The organism is Rheinheimera sp. D18 (assembly GCF_004345025.1).
GTDB lineage: Bacteria > Pseudomonadota > Gammaproteobacteria > Enterobacterales > Alteromonadaceae > Alishewanella > Alishewanella metallidurans.
In genome coordinates, this window is sequence record NZ_CP037745.1 from 3,005,858 (window position 1) to 3,025,565 (window position 19,708).

Genomic DNA, 19,708 nt, shown 5'->3' on the forward strand with positions numbered 1-19,708 from the left:
ACTCCTAGAACTGAAGACCGGCTTCACGCGCCGCGTCAGCTAAAGCCTGTACGCGACCATGATACTGGAAGCCACTGCGGTCAAAAGCACAAGCAGTAACGCCTTTGGCTACTGCGCGTTCGGCGATCGCTTTACCTACAGCCTTAGCAGCGTCTACGTTACCAGAATACTTAAGTGAATCTTTAATTGAAGCTTCTAAAGTAGAAGCTGCAGCGATCACTTCAGCATTTGGTGCGATAAGCTGGGCGTAGATGTGACGTGGTGTACGATGTACAACCAAGCGATTCGCACCTTGTTCGATAATATTTCTGCGGGTGCGTTTGGCACGGCGCAGACGAGCAAGTTTCTTATCCATCGTCCTACCCTACTTTTTCTTCGCTTCTTTACGACGCACGTTTTCGTTTGCATAGCGCACACCTTTGCCTTTGTAAGGCTCTGGTTTACGGTATGCCCGGATGTTAGCGGCGACCTGACCAACTAATTGCTTGTCAGCACCTTTTACCATTATTTCTGTCTGGCTTGGTGTTTCAATTGTGATACCGTTAGGGATCTCAAAAGCGACTGGGTGAGAAAAACCCAGACTCAGATTTAACACTTTGCCTTCTGCTTTTGCACGGTAACCAACACCGACTAATTCCAGTTTCTGCGAGAAACCTTCGTTAACGCCTGTTACCAGGTTGTTGATTAAAGAACGGGCAGTACCCGCTTGTGCATTAGCGTCAGTGAAACCTTCGCGAGGTACAGTGCGTAACACATTACCTTCTACGACAATCTCAACAGCTGGGTTAACATCTAATGTTAACTCGCCATTTTTACCCTTAAACGACACTACCTGACCATTTTGCGTTAATGTAACGCCGGTTGGAATAGTGACTGGGGCTTTAGCTATACGAGACATAGATTACTACCTCCGTTACGCTACGTAGCCGATAATTTCGCCACCGATACCAACCTTGCGCGCAGCGCGGTCAGTCATTAGTCCTTTAGATGTTGACACGATGGCCACACCTAAACCGCCCATTACTTTTGGTAATTCGCCACGCTTCTTGTAGATGCGTAAACTTGGACGACTAACGCGATCGATAGTTTCAATTACAGATTTGCCCTGGAAGTACTTTAAAGTCACTTCCAGCTCTGGCTTAACATCACCAGAAACAGCGAAATCAGCGATGTAACCTTCGTCTTTTAATACTTTCGCAATAGATACCTTCATTTTTGAAGATGGCATCTTAACCGCAACTTTATTGGCTGACTGGCCGTTGCGGATGCGAGTAAACATATCCGCTACTGGATCTTGCATACTCATAGATCGTTACTCCCGTGATTCTTACCAGCTAGCCTTACGAAGGCCAGGAATTTCACCGCGCATCGCCGCTTCACGTACCTTGATCCGGCTCATGCCGAATTTACGAAGGAAACCGTGTGGACGACCAGTTACACGACAACGATTACGTTGGCGTGAGGGGCTTGAATCACGCGGCAATGTCTGTAACGCAAGAACGGCTGACCAACGGTCTTCATCAGAAGTCATTGGATTAGCAATCGCATCTCTGAGTTCATGACGCTTTGCAGCGAATTTGGCTACCAGTTGTGCACGCTTTACTTCACGTGCTTTCATTGATTGTTTTGCCATGACCCTACACCTTATTTCTTAAATGGGAAGTTAAACGCGGCAAGTAAAGCACGTCCTTCGTCATCGGTACGAGCGGTAGTTGTAATAGTGATATCTAAACCACGTACTGCATCAACTTTATCGTAATCGATTTCTGGGAAAATGATTTGCTCACGAACGCCCATACTGTAGTTACCGCGGCCATCGAATGACTTAGGATTTACACCACGGAAATCACGGATACGTGGAATAGCAATAGAGACTAAACGCTCTAAAAATTCCCACATACGTGCGCCACGCAGGGTCACTTTTGCGCCAATAGGGTAGCCTTCACGGATTTTGAAACCTGCTACTGATTTACGCGCCTTGGTCACTAATGGCTTTTGGCCAGATATAGCTGTTAAATCAGCTACAGCGTGTTCAAGGATCTTTTTATCAGCAACTGCTTCACCCACACCCATGTTGAGTGTGATTTTTACAATCCGAGGGACTTGCATGACGCTGGTGTAGCCAAACTGTTTAAACAGTTCTGGGACTACGGTGTCTTTATAAATTTCATGCAGTTTCGCCATCGTATTACTCCAATAGCAATTAAATTACTTCGTTATTCGACTTAAAGAAACGGACTTTTTTGCCGTCTTCAAGGCGGAAACCTACACGATCTGCTTTACCCGTTTTAGAGTTAAAGATCGCTACGTTTGAAACATGAATTGAGGCTTCTTTCTCAACGATACCGCCTGGTTGATTCAGAGCCGGTACAGGCTTCTGATGTTTTTTAACCAGGTTAACGCCGGAAACATAAACACGACCATCAGCTACTAATACTTTAGTAACCTTACCGCGTTTACCCTTGTCCTTACCAGTAAGAACAACAACCTCGTCATCACGACGGATTTTACTAGCCATGGTGACTCCTTACAGTACTTCTGGTGCTAGAGACACGATCTTCATAAACTTATCGCCACGAAGTTCACGTGTAACAGGCCCGAAGATACGAGTGCCGATCGGTTCCAGCTTGCTGTTTAACAACACTGCTGCATTGCGATCAAAACGGATTAATGACCCGTCTTGACGGCGTACGCCTTTGCGTGTACGCACCACCACTGCATTTAGTACATCACCTTTTTTTACTTTACCGCGAGGAATTGCTTCCTTAACAGTAACTTTGATGACGTCACCAATTGCAGCATAACGGCGATGTGAACCACCTAAGACCTTAATACACATTACGCTGCGCGCGCCGCTGTTGTCTGCGACTTCCAGCATAGATTGCATCTGGATCATCTTAGTGCTCCGCTATTCTACTATATAACCCTAACGGGTTACGCTGCTTACGAAAAAAACTACCCCTGATAAGAGGGCGCGTGATTATAACAGCACTCTTACAAAAAAGGTAGCGCAAAATAAAAACGGCTCCTGATGGAGCCGCTTTATATATCTTAATTACTTAAGATGCTTTTACGACTACTTCAACCAGTGTCCAAGACTTAGTCTTAGACAGCGGACGGCATTCACGAATAGTGACTACGTCGCCTTCTTTACACTGATTAGTTTCGTCATGTACGTGCAACTTGGTAGTACGCTTAATGAATTTCCCGTAAATTGGGTGTTTCACTGAACGTTCGATAGCAACAGTAATAGACTTGTCCATTTTGTCACTGATCACTTTACCTTGCAGCATACGAGTATTAGTTTCGCTCATTACGCACCTGCCTTCTCGGTTAAGATAGTCTTAACGCGCGCGATATCACGACGCACCTGCTTAAATAAATGCGTTTGAGCTAACTGACCGGTAGCTAATTGCATGCGCATATTAAACTGCTCACGTAATAGACCAAGTAATTCAGTGTTCAACTCTTCAACACTTTTCGCTTTTAATTCGCTGGCTTTCATCACATTACCGTCCGCGTTACGAAGGTTGTCTTAAATGGAAGCTTAGCAGCAGCTAATGAAAACGCATGACGTGCTAACTCTTCAGACACACCGTCCATTTCGTATAGTACTTTGCCAGGTTTAATCTGACATACCCAATACTCAACAGAACCTTTACCACTACCCATACGCACTTCTAACGGCTTTGACGTCATTGGTTTGTCTGGGAACACACGGATCCAGATTTTACCAACACGCTTAACAGCTCGTGTCATTGCCCGACGTGCAGCTTCGATTTGACGTGAAGTCATTTGACCACGTTCTACAGATTTCAGTGCGTAAGTACCGAAAGATACTTTGTCGCCAACCAAGGCTAAACCACGGTTACGACCTTTGTGCACTTTGCGAAATTTTGTACGTTTTGGTTGTAACATCGCTCAATACCCCTACTTAGCCTTACGTGCCGGTTTTTTCGGCGCTTTAGGCTGGTTATTAGTGTTGGCGTTGTTAGCGTTGTTGTTCAATGGCAGAGCGCCTAAGATCTCGCCTTTGAAAATCCACACTTTTACACCAATGATACCGTAAGTAGTCAATGCTTCAGAGGTATTGTAGTCGATGTCAGCACGCAGTGTGTGCAAAGGCACACGGCCTTCACGGTACCACTCTGAACGAGCGATTTCTGCGCCACCTAAACGGCCGCTAACTTCAACTTTGATACCCTTGGCACCGATACGCATGGCGTTTTGTACCGCACGCTTCATAGCGCGACGGAACATTACGCGACGCTCTAACTGGCTACTGATAGAATCAGCAACAAGTTTAGCATCCAGCTCAGGCTTACGAATTTCAGAGATGTTAATCTGAGCAGGTACGCCAGCGATGGCTGCTACTTGCTTGCGGATTTTTTCAACATCTTCACCTTTTTTACCGATAATCACGCCTGGACGAGCGGTGTGAATAGTCACACGGATGCTTTTCGCAGGGCGTTCAATATCGATCCGGCTTACTGACGCGGCTTTCAGTTCTTTTGTCAGATACTGACGAACTTTAAAGTCACCGTTTAAGAAATCCGGGAAGTCTTTCGTATTCGCGAACCAGGTTGAGCTCCATGGCTTAGTGATACCTAGGCGAATACCATTAGGATGTACTTTCTGTCCCATTTCTATCTCCTAGTTATCAGCTACAACCACAGTGATGTGGCTAGTACGCTTGACGATACGGTCAGCACGACCTTTAGCACGTGGCTTGATACGTTTCATAGACGGACCTTCATCAATGAAGATTGTCTTAACTTTTAACGTATCAATGTCCGCACCTTCATTGTGCTCCGCGTTAGCAATGGCTGATAAAAGAACCTTTTTTACTAACTCAGCAGCTTTTTTCGGGCTGTAAGTTAATACATTCAACGCCTTATCTACCGCTAATCCACGCACCTGGTCAGCAACCAGACGAGTTTTTTGAGCAGAAGAACGGGCAAATTTGTGTTTAGCTAATGCTTGCATCATTTACCCCTTTTTAGCGTTTCTTGGCCTTTTTGTCGGCTGCATGACCACGGTAAGTACGAGTAGGTGCAAATTCACCTAACTTGTGACCAACCATCTCTTCCGAGACGAACACAGGTACATGTTGACGACCATTATGGACAGCGATGGTCAAACCGATCATATCAGGTATGATCATTGAACGACGGCTCCAAGTCTTTATAGGCTTCTTGTCACCGCTTTCCAACGCTTTCTCTACCTTCTTCAGCAAGTGAAGGTCAATAAATGGACCTTTCTTGAGAGAACGTGGCATGGCAATTCCTCACAAATTATTTATCACGACGACGTACGATAAGTTTATCAGTACGCTTGTTTGAACGAGTTTTGTAACCCTTCGTTGGTACGCCCCATGGTGTAACTGGGTGACGACCACCAGAAGTTTTACCTTCACCACCACCGTGTGGGTGATCAACCGGGTTCATTACTACACCACGTACGGTTGGGCGAATGCCACGCCAGCGCATTGCACCAGCTTTACCGTATTGACGTAACATATGTTCCGCGTTGCCGATCTCACCGATAGTAGCGCGACAATCTGCTAATACTTTACGTACTTCGCCACTGCGTAAACGCAGCGTCACGTACTCACCGTCACGAGCCAGAATTTGTACGAAGCCGCCAGCAGAACGTGCTAACTGACCACCTTTACCTGGTTTCATTTCGATGTTGTGTACTACCTGACCTACTGGGATATTACGTAGTGGTAAGGTGTTACCGGTTTTGATTGGTGATTCCATACCTGAAACCACTGTATCACCCGCTTTCAAGCCTTTAGGGGCCAGAATGTAACGACGCTCACCGTCTGCGTATAACACCAGTGCGATGTTAGCGGTACGGTTTGGATCGTATTCCAAACGTTCAACTTTGGCTGGAATGCCATCTTTGTTACGTTTGAAGTCAACTAAACGGTAATGCTGCTTATGACCACCACCGATATGACGGGTAGTGATACGACCGTTGTTATTACGACCACCAGATTTTGAATTTTTCTCTAACAAAGGAGCATAAGGCTTGCCTTTGTACAGGTCTGGGTTAACCACTTTTAATACGTGGCGACGACCTGGTGACGTAGGTTTACACTTTACAAGTGCCATTTCCTAACTCCTCTTCTTACTCAGCGCCGCCAACGAAATCGATTTCGCTGCCTTCTTTAAGAGTCACGTAAGCTTTTTTCCAATCGCTACGCTTGCCCGTACGCGCACCAGTGCGCTTGGTCTTACCCTTAACGTTAACAGTACGCACACCAACTACTTCAGTTTCAAACAGTTTTTCAACTGCTGCTTTAACGTCAGCTTTAGTTGCAGTAGTGGCTATTTTGAAAACGACTGTATTGTGTTTTTCTGCAGACACGGTGCTCTTTTCAGAAACGTGTGGTGCCAGAATAACTTTCAGTAAACGTTCTTCGCGAATCATGCTAATAGCTCCTCAAGTTGCTTAACTGCAGCTGCAGTCATTACTACTTTGTCGAAGGCGATTAAGCTGACCGGGTCAATACCGTGTACGTCACGTACGTCAACCTTGTACAGGTTACGTGCAGATAAAAACAAGTTCTCATCTACTTCGTTAGTCACGATTAACACGTCTTTTAAGTCCATTGATTTTAACTTTGCAGTTAATTCTTTGGTCTTAGGCGTATCAACAGTGAAATTTTCCACTATGATTAAACGCTCTTGACGTACTAATTCAGACAGGATGCTTTGGATCGCACCACGATACATCTTACGGTTTACTTTCTGGCTGTGATCTTGTGGCTTAGCCGCAAATGTAACACCGCCTCCGCGCCAAATTGGGCTACGGATTGTACCGGCACGCGCGCGGCCAGTACCTTTTTGACGCCATGGCTTCTTGCCGCCACCGCGTACTTCAGAACGTGTTAACTGAGCACGAGTACCTTGACGGGCACCAGCTGCATAAGCAACAACGACCTGATGTACCAAAGCTTCATTAAACTCACGTCCAAAGGTAGCTTCGGAAACTTCAAGAACGCCTTGAGCGTCTCGTAATGCTAATTCCATCACTTATCTCCTCAGACGTTAGCTTTTAACAGCTGGTTTAACGATAACGTCGCCACCGATAGCGCCAGGTACTGCACCTTTAACTAACAGCAAGTTACGCTCTGCGTCTACACGAACCACTTCAAGTGACTGTACAGTTACCCGTTCAGCACCCATGTGACCAGCCATTTTTTTACCTTTGAATACTTTACCTGGTGATTGGTTTTGACCAATAGAACCTGGTACACGGTGTGACAAAGAGTTACCGTGAGTAGCATCCTGAGTACGGAAATTCCAGCGCTTTACAGTGCCTGCGAATCCCTTACCTTTTGATGTGCCAGCGACATCAACTTTTTTCGTTTCTGCGAAAATTTCAACCGTAATTTCGCTGCCAACAATTATGTCAGCACCTTCGTTGTCTTGTAGGCGGAATTCCCACAGACCACGACCAGCGTCCACACCAACTTTTGCAAACAGACCTGAGTCTGGTTTGTTCAGGCGGCTTGCCTTTACAGAACCAGCAGTCACTTGCAGTGCGCTGTAACCGTCAGTTTCTGCTGTTTTAACAGCAGTTACGCGGTTTGGTGTCGCTTCGATTACGGTTACTGGAATTGAAACGCCGTCTTCAGTGAAGATGCGAGTCATTCCCACTTTACGACCGACTAGACCGATAGCCATTTCCTAAACCTCTCTATAAACCTGTCTGATTAGCCCAGGCTGATTTGAACGTCAACGCCAGCAGGCAAATCTAAACGCATCAGCGCATCAACAGTTTTTTCTGTTGGCTCAACGATGTCGATTAGACGCTTGTGGGTACGGATTTCGTACTGATCACGTGCATCTTTATTTACGTGAGGAGAAATCAATACAGTGAAACGTTCCTGGCGGGTAGGAAGTGGAATAGGACCACGAACCTGTGCGCCCGTACGCTTAGCTGTGTCAACGATTTCCATAGTTGACTGATCGATCAAACGGTGATCGAACGCTTTCAGACGGATGCGAATCCTTTGATTACTCATGTATCAAAGCCTCAAAGAGCAAAAAGAGCAAATATAAACACAAACAACCAGACCCTATAAGGGTGATGTTTATGCACCTAAGTTACGTTTGCTCCCCAATCGGGAGCACTGTAAGCGTTAAACAACTCTAAAGTTTATCTAACGAGCCAGTCCGAATTACATTGACTGGCCGCGTATTATACTTAAATAAAAATATAACGCAAGCATTGGCTATAAAACGCACTACAAAATATCGTTTAACTCAAAGCCAATACCAAACCGTGTTACTGAGCGGTTGTAATCAATTAGGCTTTCACCGTAACCGTTAAATAGCTCAGCATAGAAGCGAATATGGTTATTCAGCGGGCGTGAATACGACAAACGTACAGCACCTTTATTATCACTTTGTAGATTGTTCCGCACCATCATGCGCCAGGTTGCTGTGTCTTGCTTGTATGCGGCAGATAGCTCGAACCAGCCCATATATTTGGTAATATCTGGGTTGTCGTCGCCCTTCGGATCATCAATGCCGTGTTTTACCGGCTCTTTAAAACGGTAATAGGGTTCAAAATTAATAAACACATTACCAATAGACGTTACCCAACTTAGTTTAAGCCGGTTCCAGCTGCGCGATAATTCACCAGAACGGCCATTTGACTGATGCGATAAGCTTAAGCTGATAATACGACTAGCCGCTTCTTCAACATTAGCGTAATGCGGAAACACCAGCATTAGCTCAGGTTCGTAGTTTGTTTCACGAAACGGTGATGACACATCGCTGTTATAAGCTTGCCAATAGGCTTGTTGCGTAAAAGCAAAGAACAAATAACCTTGCCCGTTATAAACCTGTGACCAAATAGGCGTTTTTAAACTTAGTTGAAATTTGGCTTCGACATTATCTGCGGGGGCCGCGACACCATCACGAACAATTAAGTCCGCAATGCCACCAACATAGGTAAAAGGCATAAGGTAATTATTATGATGTGGCATTAACGTAAAGGGCGAATAACTGTCCCATTGCTCGGCTTTTAATCTTTTATCTAAAGCATCTGCAGCTGAAGCACTAAATACGCATAACATTAAACAACCGAGCAGATACTTCATAGCATTCCTAATAGTTAAAATTGGTCAATCGTTAATGTATCTAAGGGCGCTGAATCATGGCTTAACAATGCAAATAGCCCTTCGGCTTTCGGCAATATCCGCGTAAAGAAGTAAGCAGCAGTTTGCTGCTTAGCACTTATAAACGCTTCAGTATGCAGCTCACTATTCAGAGCGGACAGGCTTTTATACCACATATAACCATAAAGCACATTTGACACTAGCGCTAAAAAGTCGCACGCATTTGCACTTTGTGCGCGCGTATTTTGCACCAACAAAGTCGCAGCAGTAGCTTCAAGCTTGGTTATATAATCGGCTAAAACTAAACACTGGACGATCGGTTTAGCTAAGACTTCAGCTTTAATCTCAGCTAGCAATGCTAATAACACCACGCCTTGATCGTGCGCTACTTTACGTAGCATAAAATCAGCGGCTTGGATGCCATTTGTACCCTCATAAATTTGTGCAATACGCGCATCGCGTACTAATTGTTCCATACCCCACTCTTTGATATAGCCATGGCCACCAAATATTTGTTGTGCCGTAACGCAAGCCTCGAAACCTTGATCGGTCATAAAAGCTTTGGCAATCGGGGTTAGCAAATTAGCTCGGTCTGCGGCAACAGGGCAATTATCGTATTTAGCTTTATCTAGTAACGACGCAACCCAGGTAGCAAAAGTACGGCCTGCTTCATTCATGGCCTTAATATTTAATAACATCCGCCTTACGTCAGCATGGCCAATAATAGCCTCGGCTTTATTACCGTCTTTCTCTGTAATACGCCCCTGCAAGCGCTCTTTGGCATAGCCTAATGCATTTTGATAAGCTCGCTCTGCCGCACCTAGGCCTTGACTGCCCATGGATAAACGTTCGTAGTTCATCATGGTAAACATACAAGCTAAGCCACGATGCGGTTCACCAATTAAATAGCCTTTAGCATCATCGAAATTAAGCACACAGGTTGCTGAGCCGTTAATGCCCATTTTGTGCTCCAGTGAGCCAACGGTAATATTATTACGCTCTGCAGGTTCACCAGCCGCATCAGGTAAGAATTTCGGCACTAAAAATAGTGAAATACCGCGACTACCCGCTGATGCATCCGGTAGTTTCGCTAACACCAAATGGACAATATTGCTTGTAAGCTCGTGATCACCCGCGGTAATGAAGATTTTGCTACCATTAATTAAGTAACTGCCATCGCTGTCACGTTTAGCGGTGGTGCGCATAATGCCAAGATCAGAGCCGGCGTGCGACTCGGTTAAGCACATAGTGCCAGACCATTCGCCACTGTACATTTTGGGTAAGTATAACGCTTTAGTTTGTTCGTCTGCGTGTTGCAGCAGGGCAACGCAGGCTCCAGCGGTTAGGCCCTGATAAAGTGAGAAGGCAATATCAGCACTGCACAGCATTTCATCTACCATCATAGATAACGTTTTTGGCATGCCCATACCACCATACTCTGGGTCACCACTTAGCGCTGTCCAACCACCTTCGCTTAAGCTTTGGTAAATTTTATGATAGTGCTCTGGTAATTTAACCTTACCATCAACCAGCTTTGCACCTTGTTGATCGGCAATAGCCGAGAAGGGTGCAATTTGCTGTTCGCAAATTTTTGCCGCTTCTTCAATTATTGCTTTAGTCGTATCAATGTCGACGGTATCACTTAATGCAGCTTGCTGGCTCCAATACTGGTCTAATTGCCATACGTTAAATAAGTTAAAATAGATGTCGGTAATCGGGGCTTGGTATTGGCTCATTGCGCTTGTCTCATCTGCTGGACGGATGAGTTTACTATGGCACAGCTTAGGTTTTCAAACAAGCGTTTGAATATTGACGTAGGCGTAACGTTATTAACCTGCGTTAGAGCACAGCACAAATAAAAAAGGCCCCTAAGGGCCTTTTCAAGTATCAATAATACTCTAGCTATTACGCTACGATTTTAGATACTACGCCTGCACCTACTGTGCGGCCGCCTTCACGGATGGCGAAGCGTAAACCTTCTGTCATCGCGATTGGGCAAATCAGCTCAACAACAAACTTCAAGTTGTCGCCTGGCATTACCATTTCTACGCCTTCTGGCAATTCTACTGAACCCGTTACGTCTGTAGTACGGAAGTAGAACTGTGGACGGTAGCCTTTGAAGAATGGGGTGTGACGTCCGCCTTCTTCTTTTGACAATACGTACACTTCGCCTTCAAACTTAGTGTGTGGCTTGATTGAACCTGGTTTCGCTAATACTTGACCACGTTCTACGTCTTCACGCTTAGTACCACGTAATAACGCACCAATGTTCTCGCCTGCACGACCTTCGTCTAACAGTTTACGGAACATCTCAACACCAGTACACGTTGTAGTTACCGTGTCTTTGATACCTACGATTTCTACCGTCTCGCCTACTTTAACGATACCTTGCTCTACGCGACCGGTTACTACGGTTCCACGACCAGCAATTGAGAATACGTCTTCGATTGGCATGATGAATGGCTTGTCAATCGCACGTACTGGATCAGGAATATAGGTGTCTAACGCATGACCTAATTCTACGATTTTTGCTTCCCATACTGGGTCGCCTTCCAATGCTCTTAACGCTGAACCACGGATCACCGGTAAGTCATCACCTGGGAAGTCGTAGTCTGAAAGAAGCTCGCGCACTTCCATTTCTACTAATTCTAATAATTCTTCGTCATCTACCATGTCACATTTGTTCATGAACACGATGATGTAAGGTACGCCTACTTGACGTGATAACAGGATATGCTCACGTGTTTGTGGCATTGGACCGTCTGTTGACGCTACTACTAAAATTGCACCGTCCATCTGAGCAGCACCAGTGATCATGTTTTTAACATAGTCGGCGTGGCCTGGGCAGTCTACGTGAGCGTAGTGACGTGCTGGTGTATCATATTCAACGTGTGAAGTGTTGATCGTGATACCACGTGCTTTTTCTTCTGGCGCTTTGTCGATTTGATCGAATGCGAACGCCGTACCGCCGTATGTTTTTGCTAATACGTTGGTAATTGCTGCAGTTAAAGTAGTTTTACCATGGTCAACGTGACCGATAGTGCCTACGTTTACGTGCGGTTTAATACGTTCAAATTTAGCCTTAGCCATGAATAGACCCTTCTTTTATTTAAAAGCGACCTGTCTAACAGGTCAAACTAAGTTATTAATATGCTTTGCGCGCAGCGATTATTGCTTCTGTTACGTTGCTAGGAGCTTCTGCATAATTCAATGGTTCCATTGAATATGAAGCGCGACCCTGACTTAACGAACGCATGTTGGTTGCATAACCAAACATTTCAGATAGCGGAACGTGCGCATCAACGATTTTTATACCACCAGGTGCATCTTCCATACCAATAATGATACCGCGACGACGGTTTAAGTCACCAACAATATCACCCATGAAATCTTCAGGTGTTACCACCTCGACCTTCATGATAGGTTCAAGAATAACCGGCTTGGCTTGCAGTGCACCTTTTTTGAAGCCCATAGAAGCAGCAATTTTAAACGCCATTTCGTTTGAGTCAACATCGTGGTACGAACCGTCAAACACCGTAACTTTTACATCAATTAGCGGGTAGCCAGCAAGAACACCGTTTTTCATCTGTTCTTGAACGCCTTTATCGATAGCTGGAATATATTCTTTTGGAATAACCCCACCTACCACAGCATTCACGAACTCGTAACCAGCACCTTCTTCCTGCGGCTCAATTTTCAACCAACAGTGTCCGAACTGACCACGACCACCAGACTGACGAACAAACTTACCTTCAACTTCTGTTTTCCCACGCAAGGTTTCGCGGTATGAAACCTGTGGTTTACCCACGTTAGCTTCTACTTTGAATTCACGCTTCATACGGTCAACAAGAATATCTAGGTGCAGTTCACCCATACCAGAAATAATAGTCTGGCCTGATTCTTCGTCAGTATGTACACGGAAAGAGGGATCTTCTGCAGCTAGTTTACCTAGCGCCATACCCATCTTTTCCTGATCTAGTTTCGTTTTCGGTTCCACTGCAACTGAAATTACCGGCTCTGGAAATTCCATGCGTTCAAGAGTAATAATGTGCTCAGGTGAACACAAGGTATCACCTGTAGTTACGTCTTTAAAACCAATACCGGCAGCGATGTCACCTGCACAAACTTCTTTGATTTCTTCGCGAGCATTGGCGTGCATCTGAACGATACGGCCAATACGCTCTTTCTTCATTTTTACCGGGTTATAAACAGTATCACCTGAACGGATAATGCCTGAGTAAACACGGAAAAATGTAAGCGTACCCACGAAGGGATCGGTAGCAATTTTGAAAGCCAAAGCTGAGAACGGGTCTTCGTCATTTGAGTGACGCTCACCGGGTGTCTCGTCTTCGTTAATACCAGTAATAGGCTTAACTTCAGTTGGTGATGGCAAGTAATAAATTACGTTGTCCAACATTGCCTGAACACCTTTATTTTTAAAAGATGAGCCGCATTGCACTACTACTATTTCATTACGTAGAGTTAGGGTACGCAGGGCTTGACGTATCTCTTCTTCAGAGAACGGCTTGCCGTCTAAATAGCGTTCCATTAGCTCTTCGCTAGCTTCCGCAGCAGCTTCAATCATGTTCTGGCGCCACTCGTTACACTCATCAACCATGTCGGCTGGAATGTCTTCATAAGTAAACGTCATCCCCTGATCTTCGCTATTCCAGTTAATAGCCTTCATTTTAACGAGGTCAACGACCCCTCGAAAGTCATCTTCAGCACCTATCGGCAGCTGAACTGGAACTATAGTGCTGTTTAATCTTGCTCGCGCCTGTTTAATCACGCGCAGAAAATTTGCACCAGTACGGTCCATCTTATTCACAAAGATCATCCGCGGAACTTCATACTTGTTGGCTTGACGCCATACCGTTTCCGTTTGCGGCTGCACACCTGATGAACCACAGAGCACGACCACTGCAGCGTCAAGGACGCGTAATGAGCGCTCTACTTCAACAGTAAAGTCAACGTGACCTGGGGTATCAATCAAGTTAATGCGATGCGGTTCAAACTGATGCTCCATACCTGACCAGAAAGCAGTAGTTGCAGCAGACGTGATAGTGATACCACGCTCCTGCTCCTGCTCCATCCAATCCATGGTAGCAGCACCATTATGAACTTCACCGAGTTTGTGAGAGCGGCCCGTGTAAAACAATACGCGCTCAGACGTAGTGGTTTTACCCGCATCTACGTGCGCACAAATGCCAATGTTACGGTAGCGTTCTATTGGGGTTGTACGTGCCACAATTAGTCCTCTTTAAGCAATGCTTACCAGCGGAAATGCGCGAACGCTTTGTTCGCTTCAGCCATACGGTGCACGTCTTCACGTTTCTTAACCGCAGAACCTTTATTATCAACGGCGTCTAACATTTCACCAGCTAAACGCTGAGCCATTGATTTTTCACCACGTTTACGGGCAGCTTCAACTAACCAACGCATTGCTAGAGCATTACGACGAACAGGGCGAACTTCACATGGTACTTGGTAGGTTGAACCACCAACACGACGTGATTTAACTTCCACTGTAGGGCGAATGTTATCCAGTGCAACTTCAAAAATGTCTAAATGTTCTTTCTTAGACTTTGTCGCTGCCAATTCTAATGCGCCGTATACAATTGATTCGGCTGTAGATTTTTTACCGTCGACCATAACGACGTTTACAAACTTGGCAAGTAATTCACTTCCGAATTTAGGATCTGGAAGAATTTTACGTTGACCTATGACGCGTCTTCTTGGCATTCGTAACTCCGATTGCTTCAGGTGATTCCAAAACTTTTAATACATTAAAGAAAAAAAGTTGTTTAGTTTGGCCTTACTAACGGAGTACCGTTATTTCTTAGGCCGTTTTGCGCCGTACTTAGAACGGGCTTGTTTACGATCTTTAACGCCAGCACAGTCTAATGTGCCGCGTACGGTGTGGTAACGCACACCTGGCAGGTCTTTTACCCGGCCACCGCGAATAAGCACAACACTGTGCTCTTGCAGGTTATGGCCTTCACCACCAATGTAAGAAGAAACTTCGAATCCGTTAGTTAAACGAACACGGCATACTTTACGTAATGCTGAGTTAGGCTTCTTAGGTGTAGTGGTGTATACACGGGTACAAACACCACGCTTCTGTGGGCAAGCTTCAAGAGCCGGAACGGCGCTCTTGGCTACCTTCTGGCTGCGCGGCTTACGCACTAGCTGGTTGATTGTTGCCATTAAATACTCCTGGTTAATAAATACCCAATAAACGTGAAAATTCCGCACCCCAAATTTAGGGTCGCGGAATTCTAATGGTCAAGCTTTGACCTGTCAAGTTACAAAGCCAATTGCTGCTAAATTAAGCAACAATCAGCCTCATTTCTTGCTTACTCGTCTTTACCAGATGAATTCATATTCAGAGCATCAGACAATGCTTGCTCTGCCATTTCTGAACTCATTGCTGGTTCGACGTTTTCGACACTATTGCCACGCTGACGCTGACGCATACGGTTTTGATGGAACGCAAAACCAGTACCGGCAGGGATCAAACGGCCAACAATAACGTTTTCTTTCAGACCACGCAGTTCGTCTTTCTTGCCTGCTACTGCAGCTTCAGTTAGAACACGTGTGGTCTCTTGGAACGAGGCTGCCGAAATAAATGAATCGGTCGACAGCGACGCTTTAGTAATACCTAGTAATGAACGCTCGTACTGAGCTGGCATTTTGCCTGCAGCTTCTAGCTCGCGGTTAGCAATGTTAACGCGCGCCACTTCGGCCTGTTCACCTTCCAAGAATTCACTATCGCCTGGGTGTGTAATTAAGCACTTACGCAGCATTTGACGAATAATCGTTTCAATGTGCTTATCGTTAATTTTTACGCCCTGTAAACGGTAAACATCTTGTACTTCGTTAACAATATAGCTAGCAACATGGTGGATACCGCGTAAACGTAAGATATCGTGCGCTGACTCTGGACCTTCAGAAATAATTTCACCTTTTTCAATGCGCTCACCTTCGAACACGTTTACTTGGCGCCATTTCTGGATCATTTCTTCATGCACATCACCTTGTTCAGGCGTGATTAACAAGCGACGTTTACCTTTGGTTTCTTTACCGAAGCTAATAACACCAGAAATCTCTGCCAAAATAGCAGGATCTTTCGGTTTACGGGCTTCAAATAAATCCGCTACGCGCGGTAAACCACCGGTGATGTCACGTGTTTTCGAACTTTCCTGAGGAATACGCGCTAACACTTCACCCGCTTTTACCGTTGCGCCGTCAGTAACTTCAATACTGGTGAAGCTTGGTAAACGAATTTCCTGTAAGGCGCCATCGTCCATAGTAAGAATAAGTTTTGGTTCTTTAGCGTTAGCCTTAGCCAAATCTTTTACTACAGTACGCGTTAGGCCTGTTAGGTCATCCTGCTGTACTTCGGTGTTAGTGTCATCAATATCGCTATGGTTAACTTTAGCGCCACGCTCAACAATAATTGGGTGTGAATGCGGTTCCCAGTTTGCAACAATTTGACCTGCAGTAATTTTTGCGTTGTCGTCGGTCGTTAATACTGAACCGTATGGCAGTTTATAACGCTCTTTTTCACGACCTAGCTCATCAAATACCGTTACTTCAGCTGAACGTGAAGTAATAACAATTTTGTTATCTGCATTACGTACAAACTTAGCATTTTGCAGTTTTAAGGTACCGGCTGTTTTAACCTGTACGCTGTTCTCTGCTGATGCTCGCGATGCGGCACCACCAATGTGGAACGTACGCATTGTTAGCTGTGTACCTGGCTCACCGATTGATTGAGCAGCAATAACACCCACGGCTTCACCGGCGTTGATTAAGTGGCCACGTGCTAGGTCACGACCATAACACTTAGCGCATACACCAAAGTCAGTTTGACAGGTAATTACTGAACGTACGTGTACTTCGTCGATAGAGTTTTGTTCTATCGCGTCACACAACTGCTCATCTAACATGGTGCCGTCAGCTACTAACACTTCACCTGTAGTTGGCGATACTAAATCGCCAATCACTACTCGGCCAAGTACGCGCTCACGTAAGCCTTCTACCACGTCACCACCTTCAATTAGCGGTTTCATGATAATGCCACGGTCTGAGCCACAGTCTTTTTCGGTAACGACTAAATCTTGGGCAACGTCAACTAAACGACGCGTTAAGTAACCCGAGTTAGCGGTTTTAAGTGCGGTATCGGCAAGACCTTTACGCGCACCGTGCGTAGAAATAAAGTATTGCAATACGCTTAAGCCTTCACGGAAGTTAGCCGTGATTGGCGTTTCGATGATAGAACCATCTGGTTTCGCCATCAGACCACGCATTGCTGCTAGCTGACGGATCTGCGCTGGTGAACCACGAGCGCCAGAGTCGGCCATCATGTAAACAGAGTTAAATGACTGCTGTTGCACCGTATTGCCATCACGGTCTACCACGTCTTCTTTAGACAGGTTTTCCATCATCGATTTTGATAATACTTCGTTAGCTGTAGACCAAATATCGATAACTTTGTTGTACTTCTCACCCGCTGTAACTAGACCTTGTTGGAACTGGTCTTGAATTTCAGCAACTTCAGCTTCAGCCGCATTAATAATATCGACTTTAGAATCAGGGATAACCATATCGTTAATACCAACCGATACGCCTGACAGCATCGCATAATGGAAGCCGGTATACATAATTTGGTCAGCAAGAATAACCGTTTGTTTCAAGCCGATACGGCGATATGCACCGTTTAACAACTTAGAAATCTGCTTTTTACCCATGGCCTGATTAATACTGTCAAAGGCTAAGCCTTCTGGCAGAATTGAATATAAAATTGCACGGCCAACAGTGGTATCACGTACTGCAGTGTTTTCACTGCGAGTACCATCTTCAGCTATTTCAACTTCAGTGATACGCACTTTTACTTTAGCATGCAGGCTAGCACAGTCGGCACGGAAGGCTTTTTCAGCTTCTTTCGCGCTCTTAAACATCATGCCCTCGCCTTTAGCATTAATTGCTTCACGCGTCATGTAGTACAAACCAAGTACAACGTCTTGTGAAGGAACAATGATTGGCTCACCGTTAGCTGGTGATAACACGTTGTTGGTTGACATCATCAAGGCACGAGCTTCTAGCTGTGCTTCAATAGTCAAAGGTACGTGAACCGCCATTTGGTCACCGTCGAAGTCGGCGTTATAGGCCGCACACACTAATGGGTGCAACTGAATCGCTTTACCTTCGATAAGTACCGGTTCAAACGCTTGAATACCCAAACGGTGCAGTGTTGGTGCACGGTTTAACAGTACGGGGTGTTCACGAATTACTTCGTCTAACACATCCCATACTGGGCCTTCTTCGCGCTCAACCATTTTCTTAGCGGCTTTAATTGTCGTGGCTAAACCACGCGCTTCTAACTTGCCGTAGATAAACGGTTTAAACAGTTCCAGTGCCATTTTCTTTGGCAGACCACACTGGTGTAAACGTAACGTTGGACCAACGGTAATTACCGAACGGCCTGAATAGTCAACGCGTTTACCCAATAAGTTCTGACGGAAACGACCCTGCTTACCTTTGATCATGTCAGCTAACGATTTTAACGGACGTTTGTTAGAGCCAGTAATGGCACGGCCACGACGACCGTTATCTAACAATGCATCAACCGCTTCTTGTAACATACGCTTTTCGTTACGAACGATAATGTCAGGCGCAGATAAGTCTAGTAAACGCTTTAAGCGGTTATTACGGTTAATAACACGACGGTATAAATCGTTTAAGTCAGACGTAGCAAAACGGCCGCCATCTAGCGGTACTAATGGACGTAAATCTGGTGGTAATACCGGAAGTACCGTCATAATCATCCACTCAGGCTTATTACCAGAGGTGTGGAATGCTTCCATTAGCTTTAAACGCTTGCTGATCTTTTTACGCTTGGTTTCCGAATTTATAGTCGGTAACTCTTCACGCATTTGTTTAATTTCAACCGGTAAGTCTAAGCCTTTTAAGATATCTAGTACTGCTTCAGCACCCATCTTAGCTTCAAACTCATCGCCGTGCTCTTCTAACACGTCTAGATATTCTTCTTCAGTTAGCATCTGACGACGCTCTAAAGAAGTCATACCCGGTTCGGTTACAACATAGCTTTCGAAATATAATACGCGCTCGATATCACGTAATGTCATATCAAGTAACAAACCAATACGGCTTGGTAGCGATTTTAAGAACCAAATATGCGCGGTTGGGCTAGCCAGTTCAATATGACCCATACGCTCACGGCGTACCTTGGTTAACGTAACTTCAACACCACATTTTTCGCAAATAACACCGCGGTGCTTTAAGCGCTTATATTTGCCACACAAACATTCGTAATCTTTTACCGGGCCAAAGATCCGGGCACAGAACAAACCGTCACGTTCTGGTTTGAAAGTACGATAGTTGATGGTTTCTGGCTTTTTTACTTCACCGAATGACCATGAACGGATCATATCTGGCGAAGATAAACCGATACGAATAACATCAAACTCTTCGGTTTTAGTTTGTTGTTTCAGAAACTTTAATAAGTCTTTCACCTTAGCTCTCCTGTAAGAGGTAAACCGGAAT

25 protein-coding genes are annotated in these 19,708 nt (G+C 45.2%); all 25 read right to left on the reverse strand.

Annotation, left to right across the window (positions count from 1 at the left end; all coding sequences use genetic code 11):
• Positions 1-4: 4 nt before the first annotated feature.
• The 25 genes from rplR to rpoC all read right to left on the reverse strand — a co-directional run bounded on the left by rplR (position 5) and on the right by rpoC (position 19,677).
• Positions 5-355 carry a 50S ribosomal protein L18 gene (gene rplR / locus E0Z06_RS14035; RefSeq protein WP_132585962.1) on the reverse strand — a complete coding sequence of 117 codons (351 nt, stop codon included), beginning with the start codon at positions 353-355 and terminating at the stop codon, positions 5-7.
• A gap of 9 nt (positions 356-364) precedes the next feature.
• Positions 365-898, reverse strand: coding sequence for a 50S ribosomal protein L6 (gene rplF, locus E0Z06_RS14040; RefSeq protein WP_132585965.1), 534 nt, complete (start codon positions 896-898; stop codon positions 365-367).
• 15 nt (positions 899-913) lie between these two features.
• On the reverse strand, positions 914-1,306 hold the full coding sequence (gene rpsH / locus E0Z06_RS14045; RefSeq protein ID WP_132585968.1) for a 30S ribosomal protein S8: 393 nt from the start codon (positions 1,304-1,306) through the stop codon (positions 914-916).
• A 21-nt stretch (positions 1,307-1,327) separates the two neighbouring features.
• Positions 1,328-1,633 carry a 30S ribosomal protein S14 gene (rpsN, locus tag E0Z06_RS14050; protein WP_132585971.1) on the reverse strand — a complete coding sequence of 102 codons (306 nt, stop codon included), beginning with the start codon at positions 1,631-1,633 and terminating at the stop codon, positions 1,328-1,330.
• An 11-nt stretch (positions 1,634-1,644) separates the two neighbouring features.
• Positions 1,645-2,184 carry a 50S ribosomal protein L5 gene (rplE, locus tag E0Z06_RS14055; protein WP_132585974.1) on the reverse strand — a complete coding sequence of 180 codons (540 nt, stop codon included), beginning with the start codon at positions 2,182-2,184 and terminating at the stop codon, positions 1,645-1,647.
• A gap of 19 nt (positions 2,185-2,203) precedes the next feature.
• Positions 2,204-2,518, reverse strand: a complete 315-nt coding sequence (gene rplX / locus E0Z06_RS14060) for a 50S ribosomal protein L24 (RefSeq protein ID WP_132585977.1) — start codon at positions 2,516-2,518, stop codon at positions 2,204-2,206.
• 9 nt (positions 2,519-2,527) lie between these two features.
• The gene (gene rplN / locus E0Z06_RS14065; RefSeq protein WP_132585980.1) at positions 2,528-2,896 is read right to left on the reverse strand and encodes a 50S ribosomal protein L14; all 369 of its coding nucleotides are present in this window, start codon (positions 2,894-2,896) and stop codon (positions 2,528-2,530) included.
• 163 nt (positions 2,897-3,059) lie between these two features.
• Complete coding sequence (gene rpsQ / locus E0Z06_RS14070) at positions 3,060-3,314, reverse strand: 30S ribosomal protein S17 (protein ID WP_132585983.1); 255 nt, start codon at positions 3,312-3,314, stop codon at positions 3,060-3,062.
• Complete coding sequence (rpmC, locus tag E0Z06_RS14075) at positions 3,314-3,505, reverse strand: 50S ribosomal protein L29 (protein WP_132586849.1); 192 nt, start codon at positions 3,503-3,505, stop codon at positions 3,314-3,316. Before rpmC ends, rpsQ begins: the two co-directional genes overlap by 1 nt.
• Entirely contained in the window at positions 3,505-3,918 is a 414-nt protein-coding gene (gene rplP / locus E0Z06_RS14080; RefSeq protein WP_132585986.1) for a 50S ribosomal protein L16, read from the reverse strand. The genes rpmC and rplP overlap by 1 nt, the downstream gene beginning before the upstream one ends.
• A 12-nt stretch (positions 3,919-3,930) precedes the next feature.
• Positions 3,931-4,644 carry a 30S ribosomal protein S3 gene (gene rpsC / locus E0Z06_RS14085; RefSeq protein ID WP_132585989.1) on the reverse strand — a complete coding sequence of 238 codons (714 nt, stop codon included), beginning with the start codon at positions 4,642-4,644 and terminating at the stop codon, positions 3,931-3,933.
• Between the two features lie 9 nt (positions 4,645-4,653).
• A complete protein-coding gene (gene rplV, locus E0Z06_RS14090) occupies positions 4,654-4,986 on the reverse strand; it encodes a 50S ribosomal protein L22 (protein ID WP_132586851.1) in 333 nt (110 codons plus the stop codon).
• A 13-nt stretch (positions 4,987-4,999) separates the two neighbouring features.
• Positions 5,000-5,278, reverse strand: coding sequence for a 30S ribosomal protein S19 (gene rpsS, locus E0Z06_RS14095; protein WP_019677720.1), 279 nt, complete (start codon positions 5,276-5,278; stop codon positions 5,000-5,002).
• Positions 5,279-5,294: 16 nt separating this feature from the next.
• Positions 5,295-6,119 (reverse strand): 50S ribosomal protein L2, encoded by an 825-nt coding sequence (gene rplB, locus E0Z06_RS14100; protein ID WP_132585992.1) that lies wholly within the window; start codon positions 6,117-6,119, stop codon positions 5,295-5,297.
• A 16-nt stretch (positions 6,120-6,135) separates the two neighbouring features.
• Positions 6,136-6,438, reverse strand: a complete 303-nt coding sequence (gene rplW / locus E0Z06_RS14105) for a 50S ribosomal protein L23 (RefSeq protein WP_132585995.1) — start codon at positions 6,436-6,438, stop codon at positions 6,136-6,138.
• Complete coding sequence (rplD, locus tag E0Z06_RS14110; RefSeq protein ID WP_132585997.1) at positions 6,435-7,040, reverse strand: 50S ribosomal protein L4; 606 nt, start codon at positions 7,038-7,040, stop codon at positions 6,435-6,437. The genes rplW and rplD overlap by 4 nt, the downstream gene beginning before the upstream one ends.
• A gap of 18 nt (positions 7,041-7,058) precedes the next feature.
• Entirely contained in the window at positions 7,059-7,697 is a 639-nt protein-coding gene (gene rplC, locus E0Z06_RS14115; protein ID WP_132586000.1) for a 50S ribosomal protein L3, read from the reverse strand.
• A 29-nt stretch (positions 7,698-7,726) separates the two neighbouring features.
• Complete coding sequence (rpsJ, locus tag E0Z06_RS14120; protein WP_008899121.1) at positions 7,727-8,038, reverse strand: 30S ribosomal protein S10; 312 nt, start codon at positions 8,036-8,038, stop codon at positions 7,727-7,729.
• 222 nt (positions 8,039-8,260) lie between these two features.
• The gene (locus E0Z06_RS14125; RefSeq protein WP_132586003.1) at positions 8,261-9,121 is read right to left on the reverse strand and encodes a phospholipase A; all 861 of its coding nucleotides are present in this window, start codon (positions 9,119-9,121) and stop codon (positions 8,261-8,263) included.
• 14 nt (positions 9,122-9,135) lie between these two features.
• A complete protein-coding gene (locus E0Z06_RS14130; protein ID WP_132586006.1) occupies positions 9,136-10,875 on the reverse strand; it encodes an acyl-CoA dehydrogenase family protein in 1,740 nt (579 codons plus the stop codon).
• Positions 10,876-11,044: 169 nt separating this feature from the next.
• The gene (gene tuf, locus E0Z06_RS14135) at positions 11,045-12,229 is read right to left on the reverse strand and encodes an elongation factor Tu (RefSeq protein WP_132586009.1); all 1,185 of its coding nucleotides are present in this window, start codon (positions 12,227-12,229) and stop codon (positions 11,045-11,047) included.
• A gap of 55 nt (positions 12,230-12,284) precedes the next feature.
• The gene (gene fusA, locus E0Z06_RS14140) at positions 12,285-14,387 is read right to left on the reverse strand and encodes an elongation factor G (protein ID WP_132586012.1); all 2,103 of its coding nucleotides are present in this window, start codon (positions 14,385-14,387) and stop codon (positions 12,285-12,287) included.
• 23 nt (positions 14,388-14,410) lie between these two features.
• Positions 14,411-14,881, reverse strand: coding sequence for a 30S ribosomal protein S7 (rpsG, locus tag E0Z06_RS14145; RefSeq protein ID WP_027672433.1), 471 nt, complete (start codon positions 14,879-14,881; stop codon positions 14,411-14,413).
• A gap of 90 nt (positions 14,882-14,971) precedes the next feature.
• Entirely contained in the window at positions 14,972-15,346 is a 375-nt protein-coding gene (gene rpsL / locus E0Z06_RS14150; protein ID WP_132586015.1) for a 30S ribosomal protein S12, read from the reverse strand.
• A 149-nt stretch (positions 15,347-15,495) separates the two neighbouring features.
• On the reverse strand, positions 15,496-19,677 hold the full coding sequence (rpoC, locus tag E0Z06_RS14155) for a DNA-directed RNA polymerase subunit beta' (protein WP_132586018.1): 4,182 nt from the start codon (positions 19,675-19,677) through the stop codon (positions 15,496-15,498).
• Positions 19,678-19,708: the final 31 nt, after the last annotated feature.